General features: G+C 58.6%; 24 protein-coding genes and 1 pseudogene. 9 read left to right on the top strand and 16 right to left on the bottom strand.

Going from position 1 to position 23,223, the window contains the following annotated elements:
* The 7 genes and pseudogenes from ACXI0U_RS09445 to ACXI0U_RS09415 all read right to left on the bottom strand — a co-directional run bounded on the left by ACXI0U_RS09445 (position 1) and on the right by ACXI0U_RS09415 (position 4,637).
* Complete coding sequence (locus ACXI0U_RS09445; protein WP_058019638.1) at positions 1-1,005, bottom strand: ArsJ-associated glyceraldehyde-3-phosphate dehydrogenase; 1,005 nt, start codon at positions 1,003-1,005, stop codon at positions 1-3.
* Between the two features lie 34 nt (positions 1,006-1,039).
* A complete protein-coding gene (locus ACXI0U_RS09440) occupies positions 1,040-1,546 on the bottom strand; it encodes a cyclin-dependent kinase inhibitor 3 family protein (RefSeq protein ID WP_479550116.1) in 507 nt (168 codons plus the stop codon).
* Between the two features lie 12 nt (positions 1,547-1,558).
* On the bottom strand, positions 1,559-2,275 hold the full coding sequence (arsH, locus tag ACXI0U_RS09435) for an arsenical resistance protein ArsH (protein ID WP_058019640.1): 717 nt from the start codon (positions 2,273-2,275) through the stop codon (positions 1,559-1,561).
* Complete coding sequence (gene arsB, locus ACXI0U_RS09430) at positions 2,272-3,342, bottom strand: ACR3 family arsenite efflux transporter (protein WP_058019641.1); 1,071 nt, start codon at positions 3,340-3,342, stop codon at positions 2,272-2,274. The genes arsH and arsB overlap by 4 nt, the downstream gene beginning before the upstream one ends.
* A 16-nt stretch (positions 3,343-3,358) precedes the next feature.
* On the bottom strand, positions 3,359-3,829 hold the full coding sequence (locus tag ACXI0U_RS09425) for an arsenate reductase ArsC (RefSeq protein ID WP_058019642.1): 471 nt from the start codon (positions 3,827-3,829) through the stop codon (positions 3,359-3,361).
* 29 nt (positions 3,830-3,858) lie between these two features.
* Positions 3,859-4,216 (bottom strand): annotated as a pseudogene (locus ACXI0U_RS09420) (metalloregulator ArsR/SmtB family transcription factor).
* A 7-nt stretch (positions 4,217-4,223) separates the two neighbouring features.
* Positions 4,224-4,637, bottom strand: a complete 414-nt coding sequence (locus ACXI0U_RS09415) for an arsenate reductase ArsC (RefSeq protein ID WP_058019644.1) — start codon at positions 4,635-4,637, stop codon at positions 4,224-4,226.
* Positions 4,638-4,904: 267 nt separating this feature from the next.
* Here ACXI0U_RS09415 and ACXI0U_RS09410 point away from each other — a divergent pair, with 267 nt between their 5' ends.
* The gene (locus ACXI0U_RS09410) at positions 4,905-5,177 is read left to right on the top strand and encodes a hypothetical protein (RefSeq protein WP_058019645.1); all 273 of its coding nucleotides are present in this window, start codon (positions 4,905-4,907) and stop codon (positions 5,175-5,177) included.
* Positions 5,178-5,301: 124 nt separating this feature from the next.
* Here the strand turns inward: ACXI0U_RS09410 and ACXI0U_RS09405 are convergent, their stop codons facing one another.
* Positions 5,302-5,754 (bottom strand): MarR family winged helix-turn-helix transcriptional regulator, encoded by a 453-nt coding sequence (locus ACXI0U_RS09405; protein ID WP_242490387.1) that lies wholly within the window; start codon positions 5,752-5,754, stop codon positions 5,302-5,304.
* Positions 5,755-5,909: 155 nt separating this feature from the next.
* Here ACXI0U_RS09405 and ACXI0U_RS09400 point away from each other — a divergent pair, with 155 nt between their 5' ends.
* Both ACXI0U_RS09400 and ACXI0U_RS09395 read left to right on the top strand, forming a co-directional pair.
* Positions 5,910-6,515: an MFS transporter gene (locus tag ACXI0U_RS09400; RefSeq protein WP_479550115.1), complete on the top strand. Its 606-nt coding sequence runs from the start codon at positions 5,910-5,912 to the stop codon at positions 6,513-6,515.
* Between the two features lie 113 nt (positions 6,516-6,628).
* A complete protein-coding gene (locus tag ACXI0U_RS09395) occupies positions 6,629-7,111 on the top strand; it encodes an MFS transporter (protein WP_479550114.1) in 483 nt (160 codons plus the stop codon).
* Between the two features lie 130 nt (positions 7,112-7,241).
* On the opposite strand, the gene ACXI0U_RS09390 is transcribed toward ACXI0U_RS09395, so the two are convergent.
* Positions 7,242-7,454 carry a hypothetical protein gene (locus ACXI0U_RS09390; protein ID WP_479550113.1) on the bottom strand — a complete coding sequence of 71 codons (213 nt, stop codon included), beginning with the start codon at positions 7,452-7,454 and terminating at the stop codon, positions 7,242-7,244.
* A gap of 75 nt (positions 7,455-7,529) precedes the next feature.
* On the opposite strand from ACXI0U_RS09390, the gene ACXI0U_RS09385 reads away from it, so the two are divergent.
* Positions 7,530-7,913: a metal ABC transporter solute-binding protein, Zn/Mn family gene (locus tag ACXI0U_RS09385; RefSeq protein ID WP_479550112.1), complete on the top strand. Its 384-nt coding sequence runs from the start codon at positions 7,530-7,532 to the stop codon at positions 7,911-7,913.
* Between the two features lie 465 nt (positions 7,914-8,378).
* On the opposite strand, the gene ACXI0U_RS09380 is transcribed toward ACXI0U_RS09385, so the two are convergent.
* Together ACXI0U_RS09380 and ACXI0U_RS09375 are read right to left on the bottom strand one after the other, a co-directional pair.
* Positions 8,379-9,275, bottom strand: a complete 897-nt coding sequence (locus ACXI0U_RS09380; RefSeq protein WP_479550111.1) for a sterol desaturase family protein — start codon at positions 9,273-9,275, stop codon at positions 8,379-8,381.
* A 71-nt stretch (positions 9,276-9,346) separates the two neighbouring features.
* Positions 9,347-10,075 (bottom strand): AraC family transcriptional regulator, encoded by a 729-nt coding sequence (locus tag ACXI0U_RS09375; protein WP_479550110.1) that lies wholly within the window; start codon positions 10,073-10,075, stop codon positions 9,347-9,349.
* 580 nt (positions 10,076-10,655) lie between these two features.
* Here ACXI0U_RS09375 and ACXI0U_RS09370 point away from each other — a divergent pair.
* From ACXI0U_RS09370 to ACXI0U_RS09350, 5 genes are all read left to right on the top strand, one after another.
* The gene (locus tag ACXI0U_RS09370; RefSeq protein WP_150609630.1) at positions 10,656-11,918 is read left to right on the top strand and encodes a TolC family protein; all 1,263 of its coding nucleotides are present in this window, start codon (positions 10,656-10,658) and stop codon (positions 11,916-11,918) included.
* A complete protein-coding gene (locus tag ACXI0U_RS09365) occupies positions 11,915-13,375 on the top strand; it encodes an efflux RND transporter periplasmic adaptor subunit (RefSeq protein ID WP_150609632.1) in 1,461 nt (486 codons plus the stop codon). The genes ACXI0U_RS09370 and ACXI0U_RS09365 overlap by 4 nt, the downstream gene beginning before the upstream one ends.
* Entirely contained in the window at positions 13,372-16,521 is a 3,150-nt protein-coding gene (locus ACXI0U_RS09360; protein ID WP_479550109.1) for an efflux RND transporter permease subunit, read from the top strand. The genes ACXI0U_RS09365 and ACXI0U_RS09360 overlap by 4 nt, the downstream gene beginning before the upstream one ends.
* A gap of 145 nt (positions 16,522-16,666) precedes the next feature.
* Positions 16,667-16,999, top strand: coding sequence for a DUF2790 domain-containing protein (locus ACXI0U_RS09355; RefSeq protein ID WP_479550108.1), 333 nt, complete (start codon positions 16,667-16,669; stop codon positions 16,997-16,999).
* Positions 17,000-17,155: 156 nt separating this feature from the next.
* The gene (locus ACXI0U_RS09350) at positions 17,156-18,481 is read left to right on the top strand and encodes an OprD family porin (RefSeq protein ID WP_003452303.1); all 1,326 of its coding nucleotides are present in this window, start codon (positions 17,156-17,158) and stop codon (positions 18,479-18,481) included.
* Between the two features lie 177 nt (positions 18,482-18,658).
* On the opposite strand, the gene ACXI0U_RS09345 is transcribed toward ACXI0U_RS09350, so the two are convergent.
* From ACXI0U_RS09345 to ACXI0U_RS09325, 5 genes are read right to left on the bottom strand one after another with little or no spacing between them, the layout of a single operon-like run.
* Positions 18,659-19,102, bottom strand: coding sequence for a DUF411 domain-containing protein (locus tag ACXI0U_RS09345; RefSeq protein WP_004574337.1), 444 nt, complete (start codon positions 19,100-19,102; stop codon positions 18,659-18,661).
* Positions 19,092-19,934: a c-type cytochrome gene (locus tag ACXI0U_RS09340; RefSeq protein WP_479550107.1), complete on the bottom strand. Its 843-nt coding sequence runs from the start codon at positions 19,932-19,934 to the stop codon at positions 19,092-19,094. The genes ACXI0U_RS09345 and ACXI0U_RS09340 overlap by 11 nt, the downstream gene beginning before the upstream one ends.
* Before the next feature lie 9 nt (positions 19,935-19,943).
* On the bottom strand, positions 19,944-21,035 hold the full coding sequence (locus tag ACXI0U_RS09335) for a copper resistance protein B (protein ID WP_279902415.1): 1,092 nt from the start codon (positions 21,033-21,035) through the stop codon (positions 19,944-19,946).
* Positions 21,025-21,339, bottom strand: coding sequence for a hypothetical protein (locus tag ACXI0U_RS09330; RefSeq protein ID WP_479550106.1), 315 nt, complete (start codon positions 21,337-21,339; stop codon positions 21,025-21,027). The genes ACXI0U_RS09335 and ACXI0U_RS09330 overlap by 11 nt, the downstream gene beginning before the upstream one ends.
* Positions 21,340-21,351: 12 nt before the next feature.
* Complete coding sequence (locus ACXI0U_RS09325; RefSeq protein WP_479550105.1) at positions 21,352-23,190, bottom strand: copper resistance system multicopper oxidase; 1,839 nt, start codon at positions 23,188-23,190, stop codon at positions 21,352-21,354.
* Between the last annotated feature and the right edge of the window lie 33 nt (positions 23,191-23,223).

Genomic DNA, 23,223 nt, shown 5'->3' with positions numbered 1-23,223 from the left:
TTAACCGGCCAAGCCGACCAGTTTGGCCAGTTCGACAGCACGGTTGGCATATCCCCACTCGTTGTCATACCAGGCGTAGATCTTCACCTGGGTGTCATTGACCACCATGGTCGACAGTGCATCGATGATCGAAGAACGCGGATCGGTGCGGTAGTCGATGGAGACTAGGGGACGCACTTCGTAACCGAGGATGTTTTTCAGCGGGCCATCGGCGGCAGCTTTAAGCAGCGCATTCACCTCATCCGCCGTAGTAGCGCGTTCGACCTCAAACACACAGTCGGTGAGCGAGGCGTTGGCCAGCGGTACGCGCACGGCATAGCCGTTCAACTTGCCGCGCAGTTCGGGGAAAATCTCGGCAATTGCGGTGGCCGAACCCGTGGTCGTCGGAATCAGGCTCATGCCCGAGGCACGCGCACGACGCAGATCCTTGTGCGGCTGATCGAGGATGCTCTGGGTGTTGGTCAGGTCGTGAATCGTGGTGATCGAACCATGGCGAATGCCCAGGTTTTCATGAATCACTTTGACCACTGGGGCCAAGCAGTTGGTGGTACAGGACGCAGCGGTAACGATGCGGTGCTGCGCCGGGTCGAACAGGTGCTGGTTGACGCCCATGACGACGTTCAGCGCACCTTTCTCCTTGACCGGCGCACACACCACCACACGCTTCACGCCCTGATCCAGGTAGGCTTGAAGCACGGCGACGGTCTTCATCTTGCCACTGGCTTCGATGACCAGATCGCAGCCCGACCAATCGGTGTCAGCAATCGCCTTGTTGGCGGTCACCTTGATGCGCTTGCCGCCAATCACGACATCATCACCCTCGGCGCGGGCTTCGTTGTTCCAGCGGCCATGCACCGAGTCGAAGTTGATCAGGTGGGCGTGAGTCGCCGCATCACCTGCCGGGTCATTGATCTGCACGAACTCGAACTCTGGCCAGCTCCAGGCTGCACGCAGGGCGAGACGACCGATACGACCGAAACCGTTGATACCTACTTTGATGCTCATGTTGTTGTTCTCTCGGGGCGGCTGCTGCGGGCAATTACGACTTGGCGATGTCGAACTGGCTTATGTAGTTGATATGCGCGGGATGTTGAATCGCACGGGGGCGCAGCGCTTGCACTTCGCTTACTGCTTCGCGGAATGGAACGCCGCGCTCTATCAGCAGCTGTGCGGCAATCAGGCCGGTACGACCCGAACCGCCTTTGCAGTGAATGGCGATGTTCTTGCCTTCAGTGAGCAATCGCTTGATCCGCTCGCGGTTGGCGTCCCAGGCCGCCTGGAATGGTTCGCCGGGAGCATGGTCGTCTTCCACTGGCAGGTGGAACCACTCGATGCCGCGCTGCTGGCACTGCTCAGGCAGATTCTCGACTTCGTTCTGGGTCAGTTCTTCAGTGGGCATCAAGGTTAGCAAAGCCGAGGCACCTGCCCCCTTGAGGGTGTCCAGCGCCTCAGCGACCGATGTGTCTTTGGTGCCAGGGCACGGCGTGAAGATCAGCTGGCCCTTGATCTGCTCGGAGGTCAGCACGGAATACGGATGTTGTTGCACAATCAAAATCCTTCAGATGGAACGTTGATTAACGCGTTTGGAGAGTTCTTCCGCCGATTCCTTGCGCTCGGAATAGCGGTCAACCAGGTAGTCGGAGCGCTCACGCAGCAGCAGGGTGAACTTCACCAGCTCCTCCATCACGTCCACTACGCGGTCATAGAAAGCCGAGGGTTTCATCCGGCCAGCCTCATCGAACTCCAGGTAAGCCTTCGGTACGGAGGACTGGTTGGGGATGGTGAACATGCGCATCCAACGGCCAAGCACACGCAGCTGGTTAACCACGTTGAAGGACTGCGAGCCGCCACAGACCTGCATCACCGCCAGGGTCTTGCCCTGGGTCGGGCGCACTGCGCCCATGGCCAGCGGAACCCAGTCGATCTGCGCCTTGAACACTCCGGTCATCGAGCCGTGACGCTCGGGCGAGCACCAGACCTGTCCTTCCGACCACTGCATCAACTCGCGCAGCTCCTGCACCTTGGGATGGCTGTCCGGCGCATCGTCCGGCAGCGGCAAGCCTGCAGGGTGAAAGATGCGCGTCTCAGCGCCGAAGCGTTCGAGCAGGCGCGCGGCTTCCTCGGTCAGCAGGCGGCTGAACGAACGCTCGCGGTTGGAGCCGTAAAGCAGCAGGATGCGCGGTTTGTGGTTGAACTGCTGGGCGACGCCGAGGCGCTCGGCGCTGGGCAGTTCGGCCAGGTCAGCATCAAGTTGGGGGATGTGATCGTCGTTCATCGGCTTTGCTCCTGGGCCAGATCGGCCTGCTCGGTGTCGAACCAGCGGCGTTTGAGCCACAGCGCCACCCCGACCAGGGCAATCAGCACCGGCACTTCCACCAGCGGGCCGATCACCGTGGCAAAGGCCACCGGCGAAGCCAGGCCGAATGTGGCAATAGCTACAGCAATAGCCAGTTCGAAGTTGTTGCTGGCAGCGGTGAAGGCCAGTGCGGTAGTGCGTGGGTAGTCAGCCTCCAGCAGCTTGCCCATCCAGAAACTGATAAAGAACATCACTACGAAGTAGATCGCCAGCGGGATGGCGATGCGTAGCACATCCAACGGCAGCTGCAGCACCATGTCGCCCTTGAGGCTGAACATCGCCACGATGGTCAGCAGCAGAGCGACCAGCGTCAGCGGGCTGATGCGCGGGATGAAACGCTGGTTGAACCACTCTTCGCCTTTGCGGCTGATCAGGATCTTGCGCGTCAGGAAACCAGCCAGAAACGGAATGCCGAGGTAGATCAGCACGGACTCGGCGATGCTGACAAAGCTCACATCGATCACGCTGCCCTGTAGGCCGAACAAGGGTGGCAGAAGGCCGAGGAAGACCCAGGCATACAGGCTGAAAAACACGATCTGGAAGATGCTATTGAACGCGACCAGGCCGGCAACGTACTGGTTGTTGCCGCCTGCGATCTGATTCCACACCAGCACCATTGCGATGCAGCGTGCCAGGCCGATAAGGATCAGGCCTGTCATGTATTCGGGGTAATCGCGCAGGAAGATCACCGCGAGGGCGAACATCAGTACCGGGCCGATCACCCAGTTCTGGATCAGCGACAGCGCCAGAATGCGCTTGTCCTTGAAAACCTCGGGCAGCTCTTCATACCTGACCTTGGCCAACGGCGGATACATCATCACGATCAGGCCGATGGCGATCGGAATATTGGTCGAACCCACCGACAAGCTGTGGAGCCAGACCGGCAGGCCTTCGAACAGGCTACCCAGGCTGACGCCAATCGCCATGGCGAGAAAGATCCAGAGCGTCAGGTAACGATCCAAAAAAGAAAGGCGGCTTTTGCTCATCGTCATGCCTCCAGTGTCAGAGCGTGCCGATCAAGGCCAACTCGGCCTTGAGCTGCTCGGCATCCATCTGCTTGAGCGGTAATGCCAGGAAGGCTTCGATACGGGTTCTGATCTGCTCCAGGGTGGCGGCAAAAGCGGCTTCGATCTCCGCTTCGCTGCCCTGGTATTCCGACGGATCAGCCAGCCCCCAATGGGCCTTGGTCGCGGGGCCGAAAAACACCGGACAGGCTTCGCCGGCAGCCTTGTCGCAGACCGTGATCACGAAGTCTGGGGCTAAGCCCTCATGAACATCGCTGGACTTGCTGGCGAGCCCTGCGGTCGAGATGCCGGCGTTTTCCAGCGTTTTCAGGCTCAGTGGGTGCACAACACCTTTAGGCTGGCTGCCGGCGCTGTAGGCTTTCATGCCTGCCGGTGCCAAGTGGTTGAACACAGCCTCGCAGAGAATGCTGCGGCAGCTGTTGGCGGTGCAGAGAAACAAAATCTTCATCGAGCTATCTCGTAAAAGTAGAGTACGGCTCAGCAGCAGGCAGCGAGCCGCTGCGGGCGGTCGCCCATCACATCAAGGCGTTTGGCATCCGGGCTGAGCCAATGCTGATTGGCATCCAGAGTGGTTTTCAGAACAGCAATCACCCAGTCCGGCAGGCTGGGGTGCAGGCGGTAATAGACCCACTGGCCTTGCCGGCGATCTTCCAGCAGACCGCAGTTGCGCAGTTGTGCCAGGTGGCGGGAAACCTTCGGCTGGCTTTCATCCAGCGCGCAGGTCAGCTCACAGACGCACAACTCATACTCGCGAGTGATGAGGAGCATCAGGCGAATGCGGGTCTCGTCGGCCCAGGCATTTGAATACGGTGGTCGGTGTCAGGTGGTCAGCCATAGAGGTCTCAACGTTTGGTTTTCACCAGCACGAACATTTTGATGCGCTCGTGTATCTCGTGAAGGGTGTGGCGGAATGCGTCGGGCTGGGTGCTGGTCACCGGGTCTTCAAAGTTCCACGCCAGTACCTCACCAGCACCTGGAAGGGCCTGGCACTCCAAAGACGACTTATCGCACAGTGTGATGACGTATTCGAAACGCTCGCCGGCAAACTCATCGATGGACTTGCTGCGCAGTCCCTCGGTGTTTACGCCAAGGTGCTCAAGCGCATCCAGGGTGCGTGGATCAACCTCACCAGGCTCAGTGCCTGCGCTGAATGCCTCGAAGCGTTCGGAATCAGTGTGTCGCAGCAGCGCTTCAGCCAGCTGCGAGCGAGCAGCGTTAGCCACACAAACGAACAGCACGCGGGTTTTGTAAGCCATTGCTAAATCTCGAACCGAATATGGTTTCAGGAATATACGTTTTAGCGAATATTCAGTAAAGCGGAAATGATAGTCCAGGGGCTGCACCACCTACATGGACGCTTGAATGGCTCATCTTTGCTGGCCAACGGCAGCAAGCAGGGCGAAGCTAGGAGCCGGAAACACCCTGAAACATCTGATTAACCGCATATCCATATCTTGTAATCTCTCCGTCATCAGAAGGGCTTTAGGCTTCATCTCATCTCTAACCCAAGCAGGAACCTTGCGATGAAAAAACTGACTTTGACTGCAATGCTGTTGACCAGCCTGTTCGCCACCGCCGCCTTCGCGAGTCAGTACGATAAGCCTGGCTTTGTCACCGAGGTCGAAGATGGTCGCCTGTGGGTATTCCGAGAAGGCTCCAAGGAGCTGGAAGAGTTCAAGAAAACCGGCGAGCCGGCCAAGCAATTCACTGACATCGGTAGCGGTCCGAACGGCATGACGGTTAAAGCCGCTGATGATCAGACGCTGAAGGACTACCTGCAATCGCTGAAGAAGTAATCGGAACCAAGATCCGAGTGTTCAGAAAGGTCATCCATCTGTCGCTCAGTGCCGCCTTCGGGCGGCTTCTTTTTTGCATCCGGTTAGCGTCGCTCTCAGCCCAGCCCCTTCACGCCAGCATCGGCTATGTGCAGCAATCGCTCTCGATGCCGTAACGCTTTTCAGTCGCCAGGGTAATCTGCTTAAGCATGGCGATAGCTCCTTGTCGGATCGCCGGCGGCAGTCCGTCGAGCATCAGTTTTTCTTCGGCTATCAGATCGCGACGAATGTTTTCGCATAATGTTCTGCCGGCATCTGTCGCCTGCAGCTTTACCGCACGGCGATCTCCCGACTCCGCAAGACGAATTACATAGCTTTTGCGTTCAAGAGCATTGATAACGCGGCTTGCGGTGCTCTTGTCCAGAAAGAGCTCGTCAGCAAGGGCCTGCATGCGCATTGGCCCCTTCCTGACGAGCGTCTCCACTGCGTAACTCTGGGTGACCGACACGTCGTAGCAACAGATGCGGTCGCGATCACGGAATTGGTAGACCCGTACGAGCTGGTTCAAGGCCTCATGCAGCTCTTCGGCGTCACGCATCAGTTGATCGTCAGGTGGTACGGTCATAGTCAGTCCAGATTGGTTGCTCTACGCAACGGTAAGATCCTGCTCAGCACAGCGTCAATCGTTGACCATAGAGCTGTCACCCAGCTAAGTTGTTGTTACTGCCAACTAAATGCCGGATAGCGCCGACGATGCCTCTTACGGAAACCTCTCTCGCACAGGTCAGCCGAGTTCGTCTGGTGGGTGCCATGGGGATAGGCCAGATACTGGCCTGGAGTTCGACCTACTATCTTCCGGCCGTGTTGGTAAGCCCAATCTCTCAAGCAACAGGTTGGTCGGTCACCAGCGTGGTTATTGGTCTTTCCCTCGGCTTGCTGGTAGCCGGGGCGTGCTCGCCCAAGGTCGGAAGAATGATCGACCGCCACGGCGGCCGCTCGATTCTGGCGGCAAGCTCGCTTCTCATGGCACTAGGCCTTGCGCTCATGGGCACGGCTCAACATCTAGCAATCTACTACCTGGCCTGGACGATAATCGGATTCGCCATGGCGGCCGGCTTATATGACGCGGCATTCGCTACGCTCGGTCGCTTGATGGGCGAAACCGCTCGTTCCTCTATCAGTGGGCTCACGCTGCTGGGTGGCTTTGCCAGTACCGTGGGGTGGCCACTGCTTGCTTTCTTGAACATGAATTGGGCTGGCGAGGAGCCTGCTTCGTGCTGGCGGGAGCCCATCTACTGGTTGGGCTCCCGATTTATCTGGTTTTTGTTCCCAAGACCCAGACTTCCCACGCTCCAGTAGCATGCAGCACAGGCGTAAACACCGGAACCTCGAAGCTAACGACTTATCGCCAACTTTTCCTTCTGGTCGCATTGCTACTGACACTTCAATCATTGGTCACATCGACTGTGTCAGTGCACCTGCTGGATATGCTCAAGTTGCTCGGAATAGCGACCGCGACGGCCTTGGCTATCGGAATGGTCATAGGGCCAGCGCAGGTCGCTGGGCGCATTGCAGAATTCACCTGGGGACAAAGCCTTCACCCCACCTGGGCAACTCGCTTAGGGATTCTGCTTTGCCTGACGGGGATTGTTTTGCTGCTGCCCGCGCAACCATGGTTGGCATTCCTGGCAATAGCGCTGTACGGCGCAGGGAATGGCATCCTGACTATCACGCGGGGAACATTACCATTGGTGCTATTCGGCTCAGCCGGCTACGGCTCTCGCATGGGCCTGCTCGCCCGGCCGATGCTCGTCGCACAAGCAGTGGGACCGATAGGTGCCGCGATGATTCTAGATTCTTTCAGCGCCGAGACGTTGCTGATGTTGCTTGTAGGCTTTGCATTGTCAGGGCTAGTGGCGAGCAGTCAACTTCCAGCTCCAAAGCCAAGGCCGTAGTGCTTTGGGAGTACCTGATGCTTACTGTTGGGCCCACTTAACCTACAACCCCACCATGACAGGATTGCCACCTGCGATCAGGGCTTCCACCAGTGGTCATGTAAGAAGATTCTCAGGCTGATAGTGCTGGTCACAGAGTCGCGTCTTCGGTAACGGATTCATCGTAGACGTAGCAGACGCGCTGCCCGAGCCAAGCCTGCAGGAACGGCTGCTCCTGCCGAATAGTGTCCTCGATGGTGGCGATCCATGACTTGCCGTGCGAGAGCCCGTCGCGCTTGGCGTCTAGCAGGCTGCATAGTCGGCGCTGGCCCTGATAGGCCTCATTGAGGCTGGAGCGCAGCACACCAAAACCTCTGAGCAGGCGAGCTAGTCCGCTCACCTGCTCGAAACGTATCGGAGTCTCAGTGGCCTTCGCAACGTGCGAGAGGCAGACTTGCTCTACTGGATTGGGCCGGATCTCGAAACGTTCCTGCCAAGGGTTCTTGAAGGCCGTAGCGCAACGACTCTGGCTGTTCAGGACATCAGTGGGCTGCACCTGCGTCGCTTTGGTGAAGAACATCGACACGACGAAGAACCCGCTGACGAGCATGAAGATGGGCATGCTGATGTGCATGTCGAGGGTGCGGAGACTGGTGAGCACGACGAACTGCATCGCCCAGGAGCGCTTGATGCTCACCTTTGGCTTGATCCCGACAATGCACGCAAGATCGCTTCGCGTATGGCGAGTGATCTATCCAGCTCCGACCCAGCCTTTCGCGGTAGGCATTCTGGGACTTTTGGCCGGATGCGACCTGTTTTTTGATAGCGTTGGAAGGCAATGTGGAACTTTGTTGGCGCTTTGGAAGGCAATGTGGGACTCCACCTGTTTCTTGGAAGTCAATTTGGGACTTCACTCCTGATCTCTTCCATGAATAGTAACGGCTTGAAGTGGAGAAACCTCAGTCGACGCCCGCATCGTACGGGCTGTGCGTGCTAAGTGCTGCATTCTTCCCGATCAAACAACTCACCTCCGGGTTACTTGTATCCAGTATCTGACACATACATACAGCAACTAATCGGCTTTTTAGGTCGCTCCGGGCCCTCTAGAATGGGCTTTATAGTCGATTATAAAGTGATTATAGAGCGATTATAGAATTCGCTTTTGGTGCCTGATTGGGTACGCTCGAAGCAGGCCCCTACCTCAAGCGTCTAACCAACAGAATGTTTGACCTGGGGCCCCAACACCCACTTTGGACTCTACTGAACGGCCAGCGAGGTTGGTCCTGTGCTAGCTCGCCGAGTGGGTCTTGCGAGTCCTACTCGATTGAGAAACCCGCTTAAACGGAGCTACCAGTTGAGCCCGATACCCAGTCGGGTAGTCACGTTCTTGCAGTCCTACTTGGGCATCGCCGAGCTTGTCTGCCCTGTCATAGAAGGTTCTAAACAGGTGATCCCACAGAAGTAAAAACTCGCCGAAGTTGACCTGAGCATCTTCGAACTCCCGCTTGTGGTGCCAGCGGTGTGTCTCCGCGACGCCAATCACATTGCGCATCCAGCCTAGCGAGTAGTCCAGGTTGGAATGCTGAAATGCGAGATGCACTGTCAGGATGCCAAACCAGGTTGCGACGAGAGCTGAAGGTGTCCCCATCGCGAAGAGCACCAAGAGCCCCGGCCCCGCCATGATCGCCGCGTGTAGTGGATGTCGACGCTCGCCATTCATCCAATAGAGGCGCTCTGCACTGTGATGGGGCTCGTGTAAGCGCCATAGCCACGGCACATAGTGGCTGAGTCGGTGCATGGCATAGAGACTGAGATCCAAAACCATGGCTACGATGAGCAACTGGATCCAGAGCGGCCAAGTCGTTGGAAAGGTGCGAGCGGCATCAGGCACCCAATCGCCCAGTCGAGCCAGAATCGCAGCAGTGAACTGGATGACGGACAAATTCACGATCAGGTGAAGCAGATCGGTCAGTGTGTCACTGTGGTCGGAAAGCCAGATCTGACGGAACGGTTGTAGACGCTCCAACACAGCGACCGGAATAATTCCGACTACGGCAATCAGGGCTGTGCTGGGCCAATATGGCACGCCCTCGTAAAGTTGCCAGATCATCCAGCCAGCCGTACCGCCAAATATGACGGGATAGCTGAACCAGCGGATCATAAACTTTAAGCAATTGCTCATCATGCAGCCCCCTCTTCTTGATGCCCCTACGTTAGGCGGCCCCCAGGGTTCTGGCTTGAACAAAAAAGCTGACTTCAGCCGCTGAGACTGACTTGGCTCAGAGCTGACGAAGGATCGAGGCCAAATAGGCTGCGAAAGGTGCGGGAAAAGTGCGAGGAATCCGAGAATCCTGCAGCATGGGCGGCCCCTGTCAGACTTTGGCCAGCCGTAATGAGTTGTAACGCAGAGACCAGGCGAAGCCACTTACGGTAGCTGCGCATTGGCAAGCCAGTCTGTTCAACAAACCAATGAGAAAAGCGAGTCGTCGACAGGTGCATCAGATCTGCCAGTTCTTGTCTGCCATTGGTGGGCTCGTTCAAGGCTTCAAGGACAAGTTGCAGCCGTGGATCGATGATCGGCAGATCGGTGAGATCAAGAAATTGGCGAACCGCTCCCCGGATTTGCTGTGCGGTGATACAGGGGGTTGCCAACAGTCTCTGCAGAGACAAAATGCTTTGTACATCGATAGGCAAGATGCTCGTAGAGGCATTAAATGTTCGTGCCTCCTCAGAAAGTGCATCAAGGTAAATCGAAATAACCTCAACTGCTTCGATTCGATGAGTTACGCCTGCTTGAATGCAAATGGCTCGAGCCGTGACGTGGCTATCAGGTGTAGTCACCGTCAAGTCGTGGTTGATGCCAATGGTGATCTGGTGAGCCATGTGGCGATGCCAATCATGATTGCCTACCTGCCCTAAAAATACCCCGAAACCTGGAGATACCCAGGCTTTGCCGTGCCAGCTGGCACTCTGTGATGCAATCACCAGATAGCTCCTCTGCTTTCGGCACCCTACCCTGCATGACACTCTATTTGATCCAAATCAACGAAGTGCTATTATCGTCAAAACGAGCGTTCATGCCCCGGGGCAATCTGTTATCGTCGCCCTATCGCCCCGCCTGGTGAATTGCTGTGCGTCGGATTGGATTGATCCTGGTAATGATTGCTAGCCTCGTGCTGCCGACCTTCGGCGGTATGGCTTTCAGCATGCCTGCACAACCTTGCCCGATGCAGAGCGCCGATCATCAGGGCCATGCAATGGCCGATGCTCCGTGCTGCGAGCAAATGGATAAGTCTGATGGGATGGCCAGTAAGTCCCCCTGCAAATCCGGCCAGGAATGCAAGACCGGAGGACTTCTCCAGACCACCGTTATCAAGAGCATATCCCCTCTTCCCTCACGCCCCGAGATATTGCTGACCCAGTCGGTGATTAAGCGGGAGCCCGCAGGACTCTGGCGCCCTCCTCGCTTCGTCTAATGCAGTGATCTTCGCGCCTTTAAACCAGGCGCATCGTCGCGACCACGCTTTTGGTGGCGACCTCGATCAATCGCATTGGAGGCGAAAGCATGCACGCTTTCCTTTTCCTACACCGTGGCTATCTCGGTGTGTTTGCTGCCGCATTCTTGGCAGTTCCCTGGGTTGCTGCACAGGCGCAGCCCCTAACCTTCGAACGAGCGCAGGCGCTCGCCGAACAGCGCGCACCTGAGAACCTGGCACGACAAGCACAGGTCGCTTCGGCACAGCAGGCCGTAGTTCCCGCAGACGCCCTGCCCGATCCCAAGCTGATTCTCGGCATCGATAACCTGCCCATCGAAGGGCCTGATCGTTACACCCTGAATCGTGACTCAATGACCATGCGCCGCATTGGGCTCATGCAAGAGGTTCCCAATGGCGACAAACGCCAGGCCCGCCGCCAGTTGGCCGAAGCCTCCGTTGTCCGGGCCGAGGCCGAGCAGCGCGCCATGCAGCTTGAGGTCAAACGCCAGACGGCATTGAGCTGGTTGGATGTGTACTACGCCGAGCACAGTGTTGGTCTCTTCGATCAACTAGACCGTCAGATCGAGCTGCTCCGCTCGACAGTGCAATCGCTGATCGCCGGCGGCAGCGCTCAGCCTGGCGAACTGCTGCAGGCCGACCAGGAGGCTTTGGCTTTGCAGGATCGGCGGGATGAGCTGAATCGCGACGTGGCGGTAGCTCGGGCCAAGCTGCGCCGCTGGATAGGCAACGAAGCTGATCAGCTTCTGGCGGGAGATGTGCCCAGCCTGAGCTTGGATGTCCCCCACCTGCAGCACCGTTTGGCTCAGCATCCCGACTTGCGTGCCGCGTCTGCCCGGGTTGGCGAGGCCAGTGCAGAGTTGAATGAGGCTGTAGCCGAGAAGACACCTGACTGGGGCGTAGAGTTTGCCTACAACAACCGCGACAACCAGTTCGGCGACATGGTGATGGTGCAGTTCACCTTCGACCTGCCGTTGTTCGTCGGCACGCGTCAGGGTCCGAAGATCAACGCCAAGCAACAGAGCGTGTCGCAGATGGAGGCCGAGCAGGAAGTGCTACTGCGCGCCCATCAGGCTGAGTTGGAAAGCGGCCTTGCCGAGTTGGAGCAACTACGCAGAGCTCTGGCGCGTACCGAGAAAACCTTGATCCCTCTGGCGAGCAAACGTGCCGATCTTGAACTGGCCGCCTATCAGGCCGGCAACAGTCAGCTGGCATCCGTCATCACCGCCCAGCGCGAGCTGATCGAGGCTCAGCTGCGACAGATCGAACAGCAGCGCAAGCTGAGCCAGCTCTCCGCGAGCTTGTACTACGCCTATGTGGAGGGCCTGCAATGAAAATTTCAGCATTAGGTTTTTCCGCGGCCTTGTTGACCATGGGCATTGCCGCGGCAGGCGGTGGCTACTGGCTGGCCGAGAGGCCGGCCAACCATGAGGTGATGCCACCCCCCGCACCGACGGATGAGCGCAAAGTGCTCTACTGGTATGACCCGATGCAACCTGAGCAGCGCTTCGATAAACCGGGCAAGTCCCCCTTCATGGATATGGAGCTTGTCCCCAAGTACGCAGATGCAGGGCAGGACTCCTCGACCCTGAGCGTGCCCTCGCAAGCCGTGCAAAACCTCGGGATGCGCACCGCGCCAGTAACTCGCGGTGTGCTGCCTTCGGGTATCGAGGCCGTCGGTTCCCTGGCCTATAACCAGCGCGAGGTGGCGAACCTGCAGGCCCGAGCGGGTGGGTTCGTCGAGCGGGTCTACGGACACGCCCCTGGCGATGTATTGCCCGCCGGTACGCCCCTCGTCGACCTGCTGATTCCCGAATGGTCTGCCGCTCAGCTGGAGTTCCTGGCTGTGTTGCGTACTGCTGACACACGCTTGATAAGTGCGACCCAGGAGCGCCTGCGCCTGCTGGGCATGCCTCAATCGTTGGTCGAGCAGGTTCGTCGCAGCGGCCAGCCACGGGCGGTTCAGACCATCACCACGCCCATCGCCGGCGAGCTGCAGGCATTGGACGTGCGTACCGGGATGACCGTGGCAGCCGGCCAGGACCTGGCGCGGATCAACGGGCTGTCCACTGTCTGGCTCGATGCCGCAATCCCCGAAGACCAAGCTGGAGCGGTTCAGCTTGGCGCGAGCATCACCGCCACCCTGACCGCCTTCCCAGAACAGCCTCTGCAAGGTCGTGTCGTCGCCTTGCTGCCGAGTGCCGACTCGCGGACGCGTACGCTCACGGTGCGCAGTGAGTTACCCAATCCCGCCGGTAAATTGCGCCCCGGCATGTTCGCCGCCGTGCGCCTGAACAGCACCGTCGAACAACCCGCGCTACTGATCCCGAGTGAAGCGGTGATTCGCACCGGTAAGCGTGCGCTGGTGATGCTGGCCGAAGTCGATGGGCGCTACCGCCCCCTGGAGATCACTTTGGGCCGCGAGGCCGATGGGCGCCTGGAGGTGTTGTCCGGTCTTGAGGAGGGACAGTCGGTCGTTACCTCAGGCCAGTTCCTGATCGACTCGGAGGCCAGCCTCCAGGGTGTCGTGGCCAGCCATGCCAAGCAGGACAATGCAAAGAAACTCCATGAGTCCCATGGCGTGATTCGTGCCCTGGACGCCGAGGAGGTCACCCTGGAGCACGGTCCATTCGAGAGCCTGAACATGCCCGGCATGACCATGGCATTTCCGCTGGCCAGCCCTGAAGTAGCTGCGGGACTCAAGCCTGGGGATCACGTACGCATCGGTGCTCGTCAGACGGACTCTGGCTTGGAAGTAGAGCGGCTCGACAAGCAAGGAGAGCTGCCATGATCGCGCGCCTGATTCACTGGTCGATAGGCAACCGCTTCCTGGTGCTGCTGGCGACCCTGTTCATCACCGCTTTAGGGATCTGGTCGTTGCGCAACACGCCAGTGGACGCTTTGCCGGATCTCTCAGACACCCAGGTCATCATCAGAACCAGCTTTCCCGGCCAGGCGCCGCAGATAGTCGAGAATCAGGTGACCTATCCGCTGGCCACCACCATGCTCTCGGTTCCGGGGGCGAAGACGGTGCGCGGCTACTCGTTCTTCGGCGACTCCTTCGTCTACGTGCTGTTCGAAGACGACACCGATCTCTACTGGGCACGTTCGCGCGTGCTGGAGTACCTCAACCAGGCCCAGGAACGCCTGCCTGAGGGCGTCACCACCACTCTGGGCCCGGATGCCACCGGCGTGGGCTGGATCTACCAGTACGCGTTGGTCGACCGCAGCGGCCAGCATGACCTGTCCCAGCTGCGTGCGCTGCAGGACTGGTTTCTCAAGTACGAGCTCAAGAGCCTGCCCAACGTGGCCGAGGTGGCCACCCTCGGCGGCATGGTCAAGCAGTACCAAGTGCTGCTCGATCCGCAGAAGTTGGTGGCTTACGGGGTAACTCAGCAGGAGGTCGAAGCGGCGCTGAAGAGCGCTAACCAGGAAACCGGCGGCGCCATCTTGGAGCTGGCGGAGCGCGAGTACATGGTGCGGGCCTCGGGCTATTTGGAGAGCCTGGATGATTTTCGCAATGTGCCGCTGCGGGCTTCGGCAAGCGGAATTCCGGTGCTGCTAGGCCAGGTGGCCACCATTCAACTGGGGCCAGAGATGCGTCGCGGCATTGCCGAATTGGACGGCCAGGGTGAAGTGGTCGGTGGCGTGGTCATCCTGCGCTCCGGCAAGAATGCCCGGGACACCATCGCTGCCGTGAAGACCAAGTTGGACAGCCTGAAAGCCAGCCTGCCCGCCGGCGTCGAGGTGGTCACTACCTATGACCGTTCGCAACTGATCGACCGCGCCATCGATAACCTCAGCTACAAGCTGCTGGAGGAGTTCGTAGTGGTGGCCTTGGTCTGCCTGATATTCCTCTGGCACCTGCGCTCGTCGCTGGTCGCGATCATCACCCTGCCCCTGGGCATCCTGATGGCATTCATCGTCATGCGCTACCAAGGCGTCAATGCCAACATCATGTCGCTGGGCGGGATCGCCATCGCCATCGGCGCCATGGTCGATGCCGCTGTGGTGATGATCGAGAACGCGCACAAGCACATCGAGGCCTGGAAGGCGCGACACCCAAATGAGCCGCTTCAGGGTGAGGCGCACTGGCGAGTGATCGGCGAAGCCGCGGCCGAAGTCGGACCGGCACTCTTTTTCAGCCTGCTGATCATCACCCTATCGTTCCTCCCGGTCTTTACCCTGGAGGCCCAGGAAGGACGCCTATTCGGCCCACTGGCCTTTACCAAGACCTATGCCATGGCCGCCGCCGCCGGCCTCTCGGTCACCCTCGTACCGGTGCTGATGGGCTACTGGATTCGTGGGCATATCCCCAGCGAACAGCAAAACCCCTTGAACCGCTGGCTGATCGGCGCATACCGGCCGGTGCTGGAGTGGGTGCTGGCTTGGCCTAAGGTGACCCTAGCGCTGGCCTTGCTAGTGTTTTTGTCCAGTCTCTGGCCCCTCAGCAGACTCGGAGGAGAGTTTCTACCGCCGATGGACGAGGGCGACTTGTTGTACATGCCATCAGCCCTGCCCGGCTTGCCGGCCAGCAAGGCCACCCAGCTGCTGCAGCAAACCAACCGGATGATCCTCACGGTGCCCGAAGTGGCACGGGTATTCGGCAAGGCCGGGCGAGCAGAGACCGCCACCGATCCAGCACCGCTGGAAATGTTCGAGACCACGGTGCAGTTCAAACCACGCGATCAATGGCGCGCGGGGATGACACCCGAAAAGCTGATCGAGGAACTGGATCGCGCGGTAAAAGTTCCGGGGCTGTCCAATATCTGGGTGCCGCCCATCCGCAACCGCATCGACATGCTGGCGACGGGGATCAAGAGCCCCATTGGGGTGAAAGTGTCCGGAACCTCCTTGGTCGACATCGAGCGCATAACGCGCGATATCGAGGCCGTGGCCAAAGAGGTGCCTGGGGTGAGTTCGGCCTTGGCAGAACGCCTTACTGGCGGCCGTTACGTGGACATCCAGATCGATCGACTGGCCGCGGCGCGCTATGGCCTGAGCATCGCCGATGTGCAGGCGGTGGTATCGGGCGCCATCGGCGGCAGCAATATTGGTGAGACGGTTGAAGGACTGGCCCGCTTCCCGATCAACCTGCGCTATCCCAAGGAGTGGCGAGACAGTCCGCAGGCACTACGGCGTATGCCGATCCTCACGCAAGCCGGCCAGCAGATCACCTTGGGCACCGTCGCCCAGGTTAGCCTGACCGAAGGGCCGCCGATGCTACGCAGCGAGAACGGGCGCCTGTCCGGCTGGGTCTATGTTGATGTCCGTGGGCGCGACCTGGCATCGACCGTACGTGAGCTACAGCAACGCGTAGCTGAGCGGGTACAACTCGACGCTGGCATGACCGTTTCTTACTCCGGTCAGTTCGAGTACCTGGAGCGCGCCAATGCGCGGCTGTCCTGGGTGGTGCCGGCGACCTTGTTGATTATCTTCGTGCTGCTCTACCTGACCTTCAGCCGCTTCAGCGAGGCCCTTCTGATCATGGCCACCCTGCCCTTCGCCCTGTCGGGGGGCATCTGGCTGCTCTATTGGTTCGGCTTCAACCTGTCGGTGGCCACTGGGGTCGGTTTCATTGCCCTGGCCGGCGTCTCGGCCGAGTTCGGGGTGATCATGCTGCTGTACCTGAAGAATGCCTGGCATGCACGTATGGATGCCGGGCGCAGCGGTGACCCGGCACTACTGGAGGCAATTCGTGAAGGCGCAGTGCTGCGCGTGCGGCCCAAGGTGATGACGGTGGCCGTGATCATCGCCGGCCTGTTGCCAATCCTCTGGGGCGGAGGTGCCGGATCTGAAGTGATGAAGCGCATCGCCGCGCCCATGGTCGGCGGCATGATTACCGCGCCGCTGATGTCCATGTTGGTTTTGCCGGCCGCGTACTGGCTGATGCGAAGGCAGCGTACACAGAAGGTTCGCGCACCGCAGGAGCTATAGCTTTACAAACCCGGGCAAGCCACGCGCCAAGCTGACTCGCCCGGGTAACGCGGCAGGAAGCATTACGGCGATGTAACTTTGACTTCATTTTTATGACAGGTTGAGCGGATATATTTTAATCACCACCTTGAAGGAGTGATTAAACATGAAAAGCCTCAAAGTTATTGCAGCCCTTGCCGCTATGGTTGTTTCCTCTGCCACTCTGGCAGAAGGCGGCGCTGATCGTGTTTATGGTCGGATGATTCAGGCCAATGAGCAGGCCATGCAAGAGTATGCTGCCGCTAACGGAAAGAATCCGCCTGAAGTTATTCATTACCGCTACGGCATGAAGCTCGATATCGCCAGGGGCGTGGCCACTACCTCAACGGACTCTAGCTGCAATGTGATGCCAGCCCAGATGACCTACGAGGACTCCAACGGCGATCTGAATATTCTTGAATACCGTGCAGCCGGAACAGGTTGCCGGAACCAAAACTAATAAATGACATCGCGCTGACTGAAAAGTAATTTTCAAGTCACCCTGACGTTATTTGGCATGTGGAAATATGGCCAAGGCGCGCCTGGTTATGCCCGGCGCGCTTGGCACATATATGCGACCACACAATGACAACTGCCAATAACATCAGGAGCATTTATGAATAACAGAACCCTGTTAGGACTTTCTCTACTCGCTCTGAGCATCAGTACCGGGCAAGCTGCAATGGCCGCCGACGAGAAAGGCGAGGGATTTATCGAAGGCAGCAGCCTGACCATCCTCAATCGAAATCTCTACTTCAACCGTGACTTCCGCAAAGGCCAGTCCAGCAGCTCGGGTAATGGCTATTCGGAAGAGTGGGCGCATGGCGTGATAGGCCGATTCGAGTCTGGCTTCACCGAGGGCACCATAGGCTTCGGTGTCGATGCCTTTGCCATGCTAGGACTCAAACTTGACACCGGCGACGGCCGTTCAGGAGCCGGTGGCTCAGTCGATGTGCTGCCTTACAACAGCCTCGGGCAGGCTGAGGATAACTACTCCAAACTGGGTGGCGCGGTGAAAGCTCGGTTCATGGATACCGAGATCAAGGTAGGCGACGTCTTTCCTGTCAGCCCTGTCGTTCAATACGGTGATGCGCGGCTTTTACCGGAGAGTTTCCGAGGTATCACCGTGCTCAACAGCAGCGTGGAAGGACTGTCGCTTCAAGGTGGTCGCCTCCACTCGATGAGCCAACCCAATACCAGCAGCATGCGCGACGGCTTCGCTACCTTCTACGCAGGCGAAGTGGACTCGCCATGGATCGCCTATTTCGGTGGTGATTACACGCTTAATGACAACGTCGGCTTTAGTCTCTACACCAGCCGCCTCAAGGATGCCTGGAATCAATATTACGCGGGCACCACGCTGAGCTACCCGCTTGCGGACGATGTCGCCTTGATCGGCGGGCTGAACTACTACAAGGCGGTCGATGAAGGGAAGCAGCTCCTCGGGAGCTTCGATAACAACATCTGGAGCGGCAAGGTCGGCATCCAATTCGGCGCTCACACAGTGCTGGTGGGTCTCCAGCGCAACAATGGCGATGATGACTTCGACTACTTGCGCCAATCGGACTCCATCTACCTCGACAACTCCATCCAGTACAGCGACTTCAACTCGCCGAAGGAGAAGTCATGGCAAGTGCGCTATGACCTGGATATGGAGCCTTTCGGTGTGCCTGGGTTGAGCTTCATGACTCGATATGCCCAAGGCTGGGATGCCGACTACAGCAAGGCCAACGAAGTCTATATGCGCCGTGATGACAACGGCGATCCGTTGACCAACCAGAAGCGCTGGGAGCGGGACATCGAGGCCAAGTACGTTGTGCAGACTGGATCACTGAAGGATATGTCTTTCCGTGTTCGCCAAATGACCACTCGCGCGACCGATTACGAGTCGGATCTGGATGAAGTCCGCCTGATTGTCGAGTACCCGCTGGAAGTTCTCTAACCCTGGCAAGCGGGCGGGTTGATTGCCCGCTCGCGCCTTGGTCCTGCTGTCCCCTCGTAGTGCTCCTTTGGTTTGGAGACAGCCCTTGGCGCCCTCGGGCGCCTTTTTTACTTAGGTTAAAGGGCGTATGAAAAAGAGTCGGCCACTACACACAAGCGGCCGTGCTGGCAGGCAGTACTACTGAGCGGGATATTCTGCAACGACCTGATCAGACCCCGCCTTGGTCAAGCCAATGACCTGGTAGGCATGCTGTACGCCATCGACTTCCATACCGGGGGAGCCCGCCGGCATCCCGGGAACAGCGATGCCCACGAGATCATCGCGCTTGGTGAGCTCGATGACCTGAGCCGCCGGCACATGACCTTCGACGAACTTGCCGTCAATCACCGCCGTGTGGCAAGACGCCAACCGCGGCGCAACGCCCAGACTTTGCTTCACTGCCGACATGTTGCTTTCGACATGGTCGACGACTTTGAAGCCATTCGCTTCGAGGTGTGAGATCCACTTCTTGCAACATCCGCAATTAGCATCACGATGGACATCAATCGTCAGGGCATCAGCGGCTTGAACTCCAGTTGTGACGGAGAGAGCGGCCAGCAAGGCCAGATATTTAGCTTTCATGCACGTGCTCTTTGCCATCGGCGTGGGTGTGGGTCTTGGGCGAGGCATTCGGAGTTTGCTCGGAATGATGGTCTCCGCCGCTTGGGGCGGCCTCATCCCCGGCATGGTGATCATCGCCACTCATGTCCGAATGGTGACCTGCCTCAGGTGCGGAGCCACCCTCGCTATCAGTAGCCGCGGCATCGTGATGGCCAGGCTCTCCGGCATCACCTGTTCCATGATGGTCTTCGCCACCGCCGCTATTGCCATGATGGCCAGGCTTGTTGTCGCCGTGCTGACCTTCATGATTGTGCATTTGCGTTTCCCCACCACCATGCTGATGGCCGCCACTGGATGCGACGAGTGCTTGGTATTGCTTGGCATCCATCGTCGGCAATTGGTCAATGAAGGCAACCATGCCCCAGATGTACTCATCGCCCATGCTCTTGCCCCAAGCAGGCATACCCGTTGCCTTGATACCGTGCTTGATTACCCAGAAAGTCGCAGCGGGATTGCCATCGACACCGATCTTGGCGAGGTTGGGAGGAGCAGGATAAAGCGATTGGCTCAACTCGGTCTCCGCCACACCTGGCGCCAAATGACAGCCGATACACATGGAGTTGTAGTTGCCCGCACCGGCGCGAATAAGAGCTTGATCATCCAGGTTGGGAACCTCGATGTCCTGCGAACGGACTTCGATAGAGCGGTCGCGGGCCATCGTGAGAAACGCATACACTGCAGGAAAATGGGGATCATCGGCCCCCACGTTGACCACGCCAAAGTAGGCGCCGGCCAGGACAGCTGTGCTACCGACCACGCCGGCCGCCACCAAAGTTTTAATTGTTCTTTTCATGTCAGGTTCTCAAAACCACATCCGGATACCGGCGACAAAACGCGCCTCGTCTACATCACCGCCCTCGTCACGCACCATGTCTGCCGTGTTGCCATAGGAGCGGCTCCAGGAAACCCCGATATAGGGGGCAAACTGTCTGACAATCTCGTAACGCAAACGCAAACCGAGTTCGGTATTGGCCAACCCAGACCCCACACCTCGTTCAGGATCGTTCTTGCCGTAGAAGTTCATTTCGGCAGTTGGCTGGAGAATCAGCCGGTTGGTCAGCAGAATGTCGTACTCGCCCTCCAGTCGGGCAGCAGTTTGGCCATTCTCGCCGACGAAGGCCGTGGCTTCGGCCTCAAAGGCGTAAAGCGCCATGCCCTGGATACCGAAGGCGGCCCAAGTCTGCGGCGACTCCGGTTTGAAGTCCTGGCGAACGCCCGCGACGACATCCCACCAAGGGCCGATCGAGCGGCCGTACAGCAGCTGTAATTCAGCATCCTCGGTCACGCCGTTGGTACGCTCGCCTTCGGAGCGGAACCAGACCCGGTTGATATCACCGCCTACCCAGCCCGACGCATCCCAGGCCAGGGTGCTGCCCTCATCTGCGTCCTGGTATTCGAGCTGATCGAGCAGGAAAAAACTGTTGATGGCGCTGTCGTGAACCTTGTGGCCAGGTAATGGCGGGAAAGCCGCTTGGCGATCAGCATCCGTCAGAACGGGAATCGGCGTACGGCTGGTGGTTCTCGGGGCTTCAGCGGAGCCATGGTTCATCTTTGAATGATCCATGCCCTCCATCTGTCCTTGCATGGCGCCATGCCCCATCTTGCTGTGATCCATAGCCTGGGCCTTCTCTTGGCTCTGGCCGTGGCCCATCTGGCTATGATCCATGCTGCCCGAAGCACCCTGCATGGCACCATGGTCCATCTTGCTGTGATCCATGCCCTCCATCGGCGCTTTGGCGGAACCGTGGCCCATCTGGCTGTGGTCCATCGACATGGAGCCGTGCCCCATTGCCGAATGATCCATTTCTTCCGCAGCCTGGGTAACGCCGCCGCTGAGTGCACTCAGCGACACGACCAGCGCTATGAGGGACGGGCGTGAAAACCTAGTGGTCATGGTTCGAACCTGCTTCGGCTTCGGTGCCGCCATGCTTATCCATCATCTTCTCGTGCCCCATATCGTCATGGTTCATGCCCTCATGATCCATGGTGCCATGATCCATCTGCTGGCCAGCGGCCTTGCCTTTCGATTGATCTGCAGGCTTGTCACTGATGGCCTCGGGCGCAGCCGACTCGGCAGCATGTTGTTCGTGCTCGCTGTGCCCCTCACCTGCCAATGACGTCGGCGCGTACAAAGCAGCCAAAAAACTGAACATCGCTGCGCTGCCAAACAGGGCATTACGCTTTATAAAAGTACTCATCAGAAATCTCCTTTACTCATCCACACGGACTTCACGGAACATGCCCATTTCCATGTGGAGCAACAGGTGGCAGTGGTAGGCCCAACGCCCCAACGCATCGGCGGTCACCCGATAGCTGCGCTTGGAACCTGGCGGCATGTCGATGGTGTGTTTACGCACCAGGAAATTGCCGTTCGCATCCTCCAGATCACTCCACATGCCATGAAGATGGATCGGGTGAGTCATCATGGTGTCGTTGACCAGCGTGATGCGAACACGCTCGCCGTACTTGAGGCGTAGAGGCTCGGCGTCAGAGAACTTGATTCCATCGAAGGACCAGGAGAATTTCTCCATATGCCCGGTGAGGTGCAGCTCGATGGTGCGACTTGGCTCACGCCCGTCCGGATCAGGGAAGGTGCTGCGCAGGTCAGAGTACGTCAGCACGCGCCGGCCGTTATCACGCAGGCCGATACCTGGGTCGTCCAGCTTGTGCGTCGGCGTCATGGTCTGCATGTCGACCAAAGGATTGTTGGTCTCTGAGGCCGGGTGTGCCTGCATGTTGCCAGCCATGCCAGCCATGCCAGCCATGTTTGAATGATCCATTCCGGCCATCTGGCTGTGATCCATACCAGCCATGCCACCCTGCATGCTGCCATGATCCATTCCCGCCATATTGCCCTGATCCATCCCGGCCATGTTCCCGTGATCCATACCGCCCATGCTGCCGTGATCCATACCGCCCATGCTGCCGTGATCCATACCCATGTCGCCCATGGCAATCAGCGGACGCGGGTCGGGGCTGGGTACTGGTGCACTCAACCCCTCCTGTACAGCAAGGGTGCCGCGCGCATAGCCAGTGCGATCCATGGATTGTGCAAACACGGTATACGCCTGTTCGCTGTCTGGTTCGACGATCACGTCGTAGGTCTCGGCCACGGCGATACGGAACTCGTCGACGCTGACCGGTTTGACGTGCAGACCATCGGCCGCAACCACAGTCATCTTCAGGCCCGGGATGCGCACATCGAAATAGGTCATCGCCGAGGCGTTGATGAAGCGCAGGCGGATCTTTTCGCCTGGTTTGAATATGCCGGTCCAGTTGCCATTGGGTGCCTGGCCATTCATCAGGTAGGTGTAGGTGTAGCCACTGACGTCAGCGAGATCCGTCGGGCTCATCTTCATCTCGGCCCACATCTTGCGATCGGCTACGGCGGCGGACCAACCCATCTCGCTTACGTCATCGATGAAGTCACCAACGGTGCGTTTGTGCTGGTTGTAGTAGTCCGACTGTTTCTTGAGCTTGGCCAGTACCCGCGTTGGATTTTCATCCGTCCAGTCGCTCAGCAACACGACGTAATCACGGTCGTAACTGAAGGGCTCGGGCTCCTTGGCATCGATGACCAGCGCGCCGTATACGCCGACCTGCTCCTGCAGCCCCGAGTGACTGTGATACCAGTAGGTACCGTTCTGGTTGACCTTGAACTTGTACTCATACATGCCGTCAGGGGCGATGCCATGGAAGCTCAGGCCAGGAACACCATCCATGTTCGCCGGCAGGATGATGCCGTGCCAATGGATGGAGGTGTCCTCCTTGAGGCGGTTGCGCACGCGCAATGTGACGGTATCGCCTTCGCGCCAACGAAGAATCGGCCCAGGGAGCGAGCCGTTGATGGTCATGGCCGTGCGCGCTGCGCCGGTGATGTTCACCGGGGTTTCACCGATGAATAGGTCGAATTCGTTACCAGTCAGTACGTTGGGCTGGCCGGGGCTGTTCACCGCCCAGACCGGCGTGCGCCACAGGCCAAGTCCGCCGATAATACCGGTGGCTGCCAGGCCTTTGACGAAGGTGCGCCTTGTGGTTTTGCTTTGCATGCCGTTTTGTCCAATCCGTCAAATGAGCCGGTG

It is taken from the genome of Pseudomonas sp. C9D1, assembly GCF_056491235.1.
The sequence above is the reverse complement of the archived record's forward strand: the minus strand, read 5'-3'. Positions and strand labels throughout refer to the sequence as shown.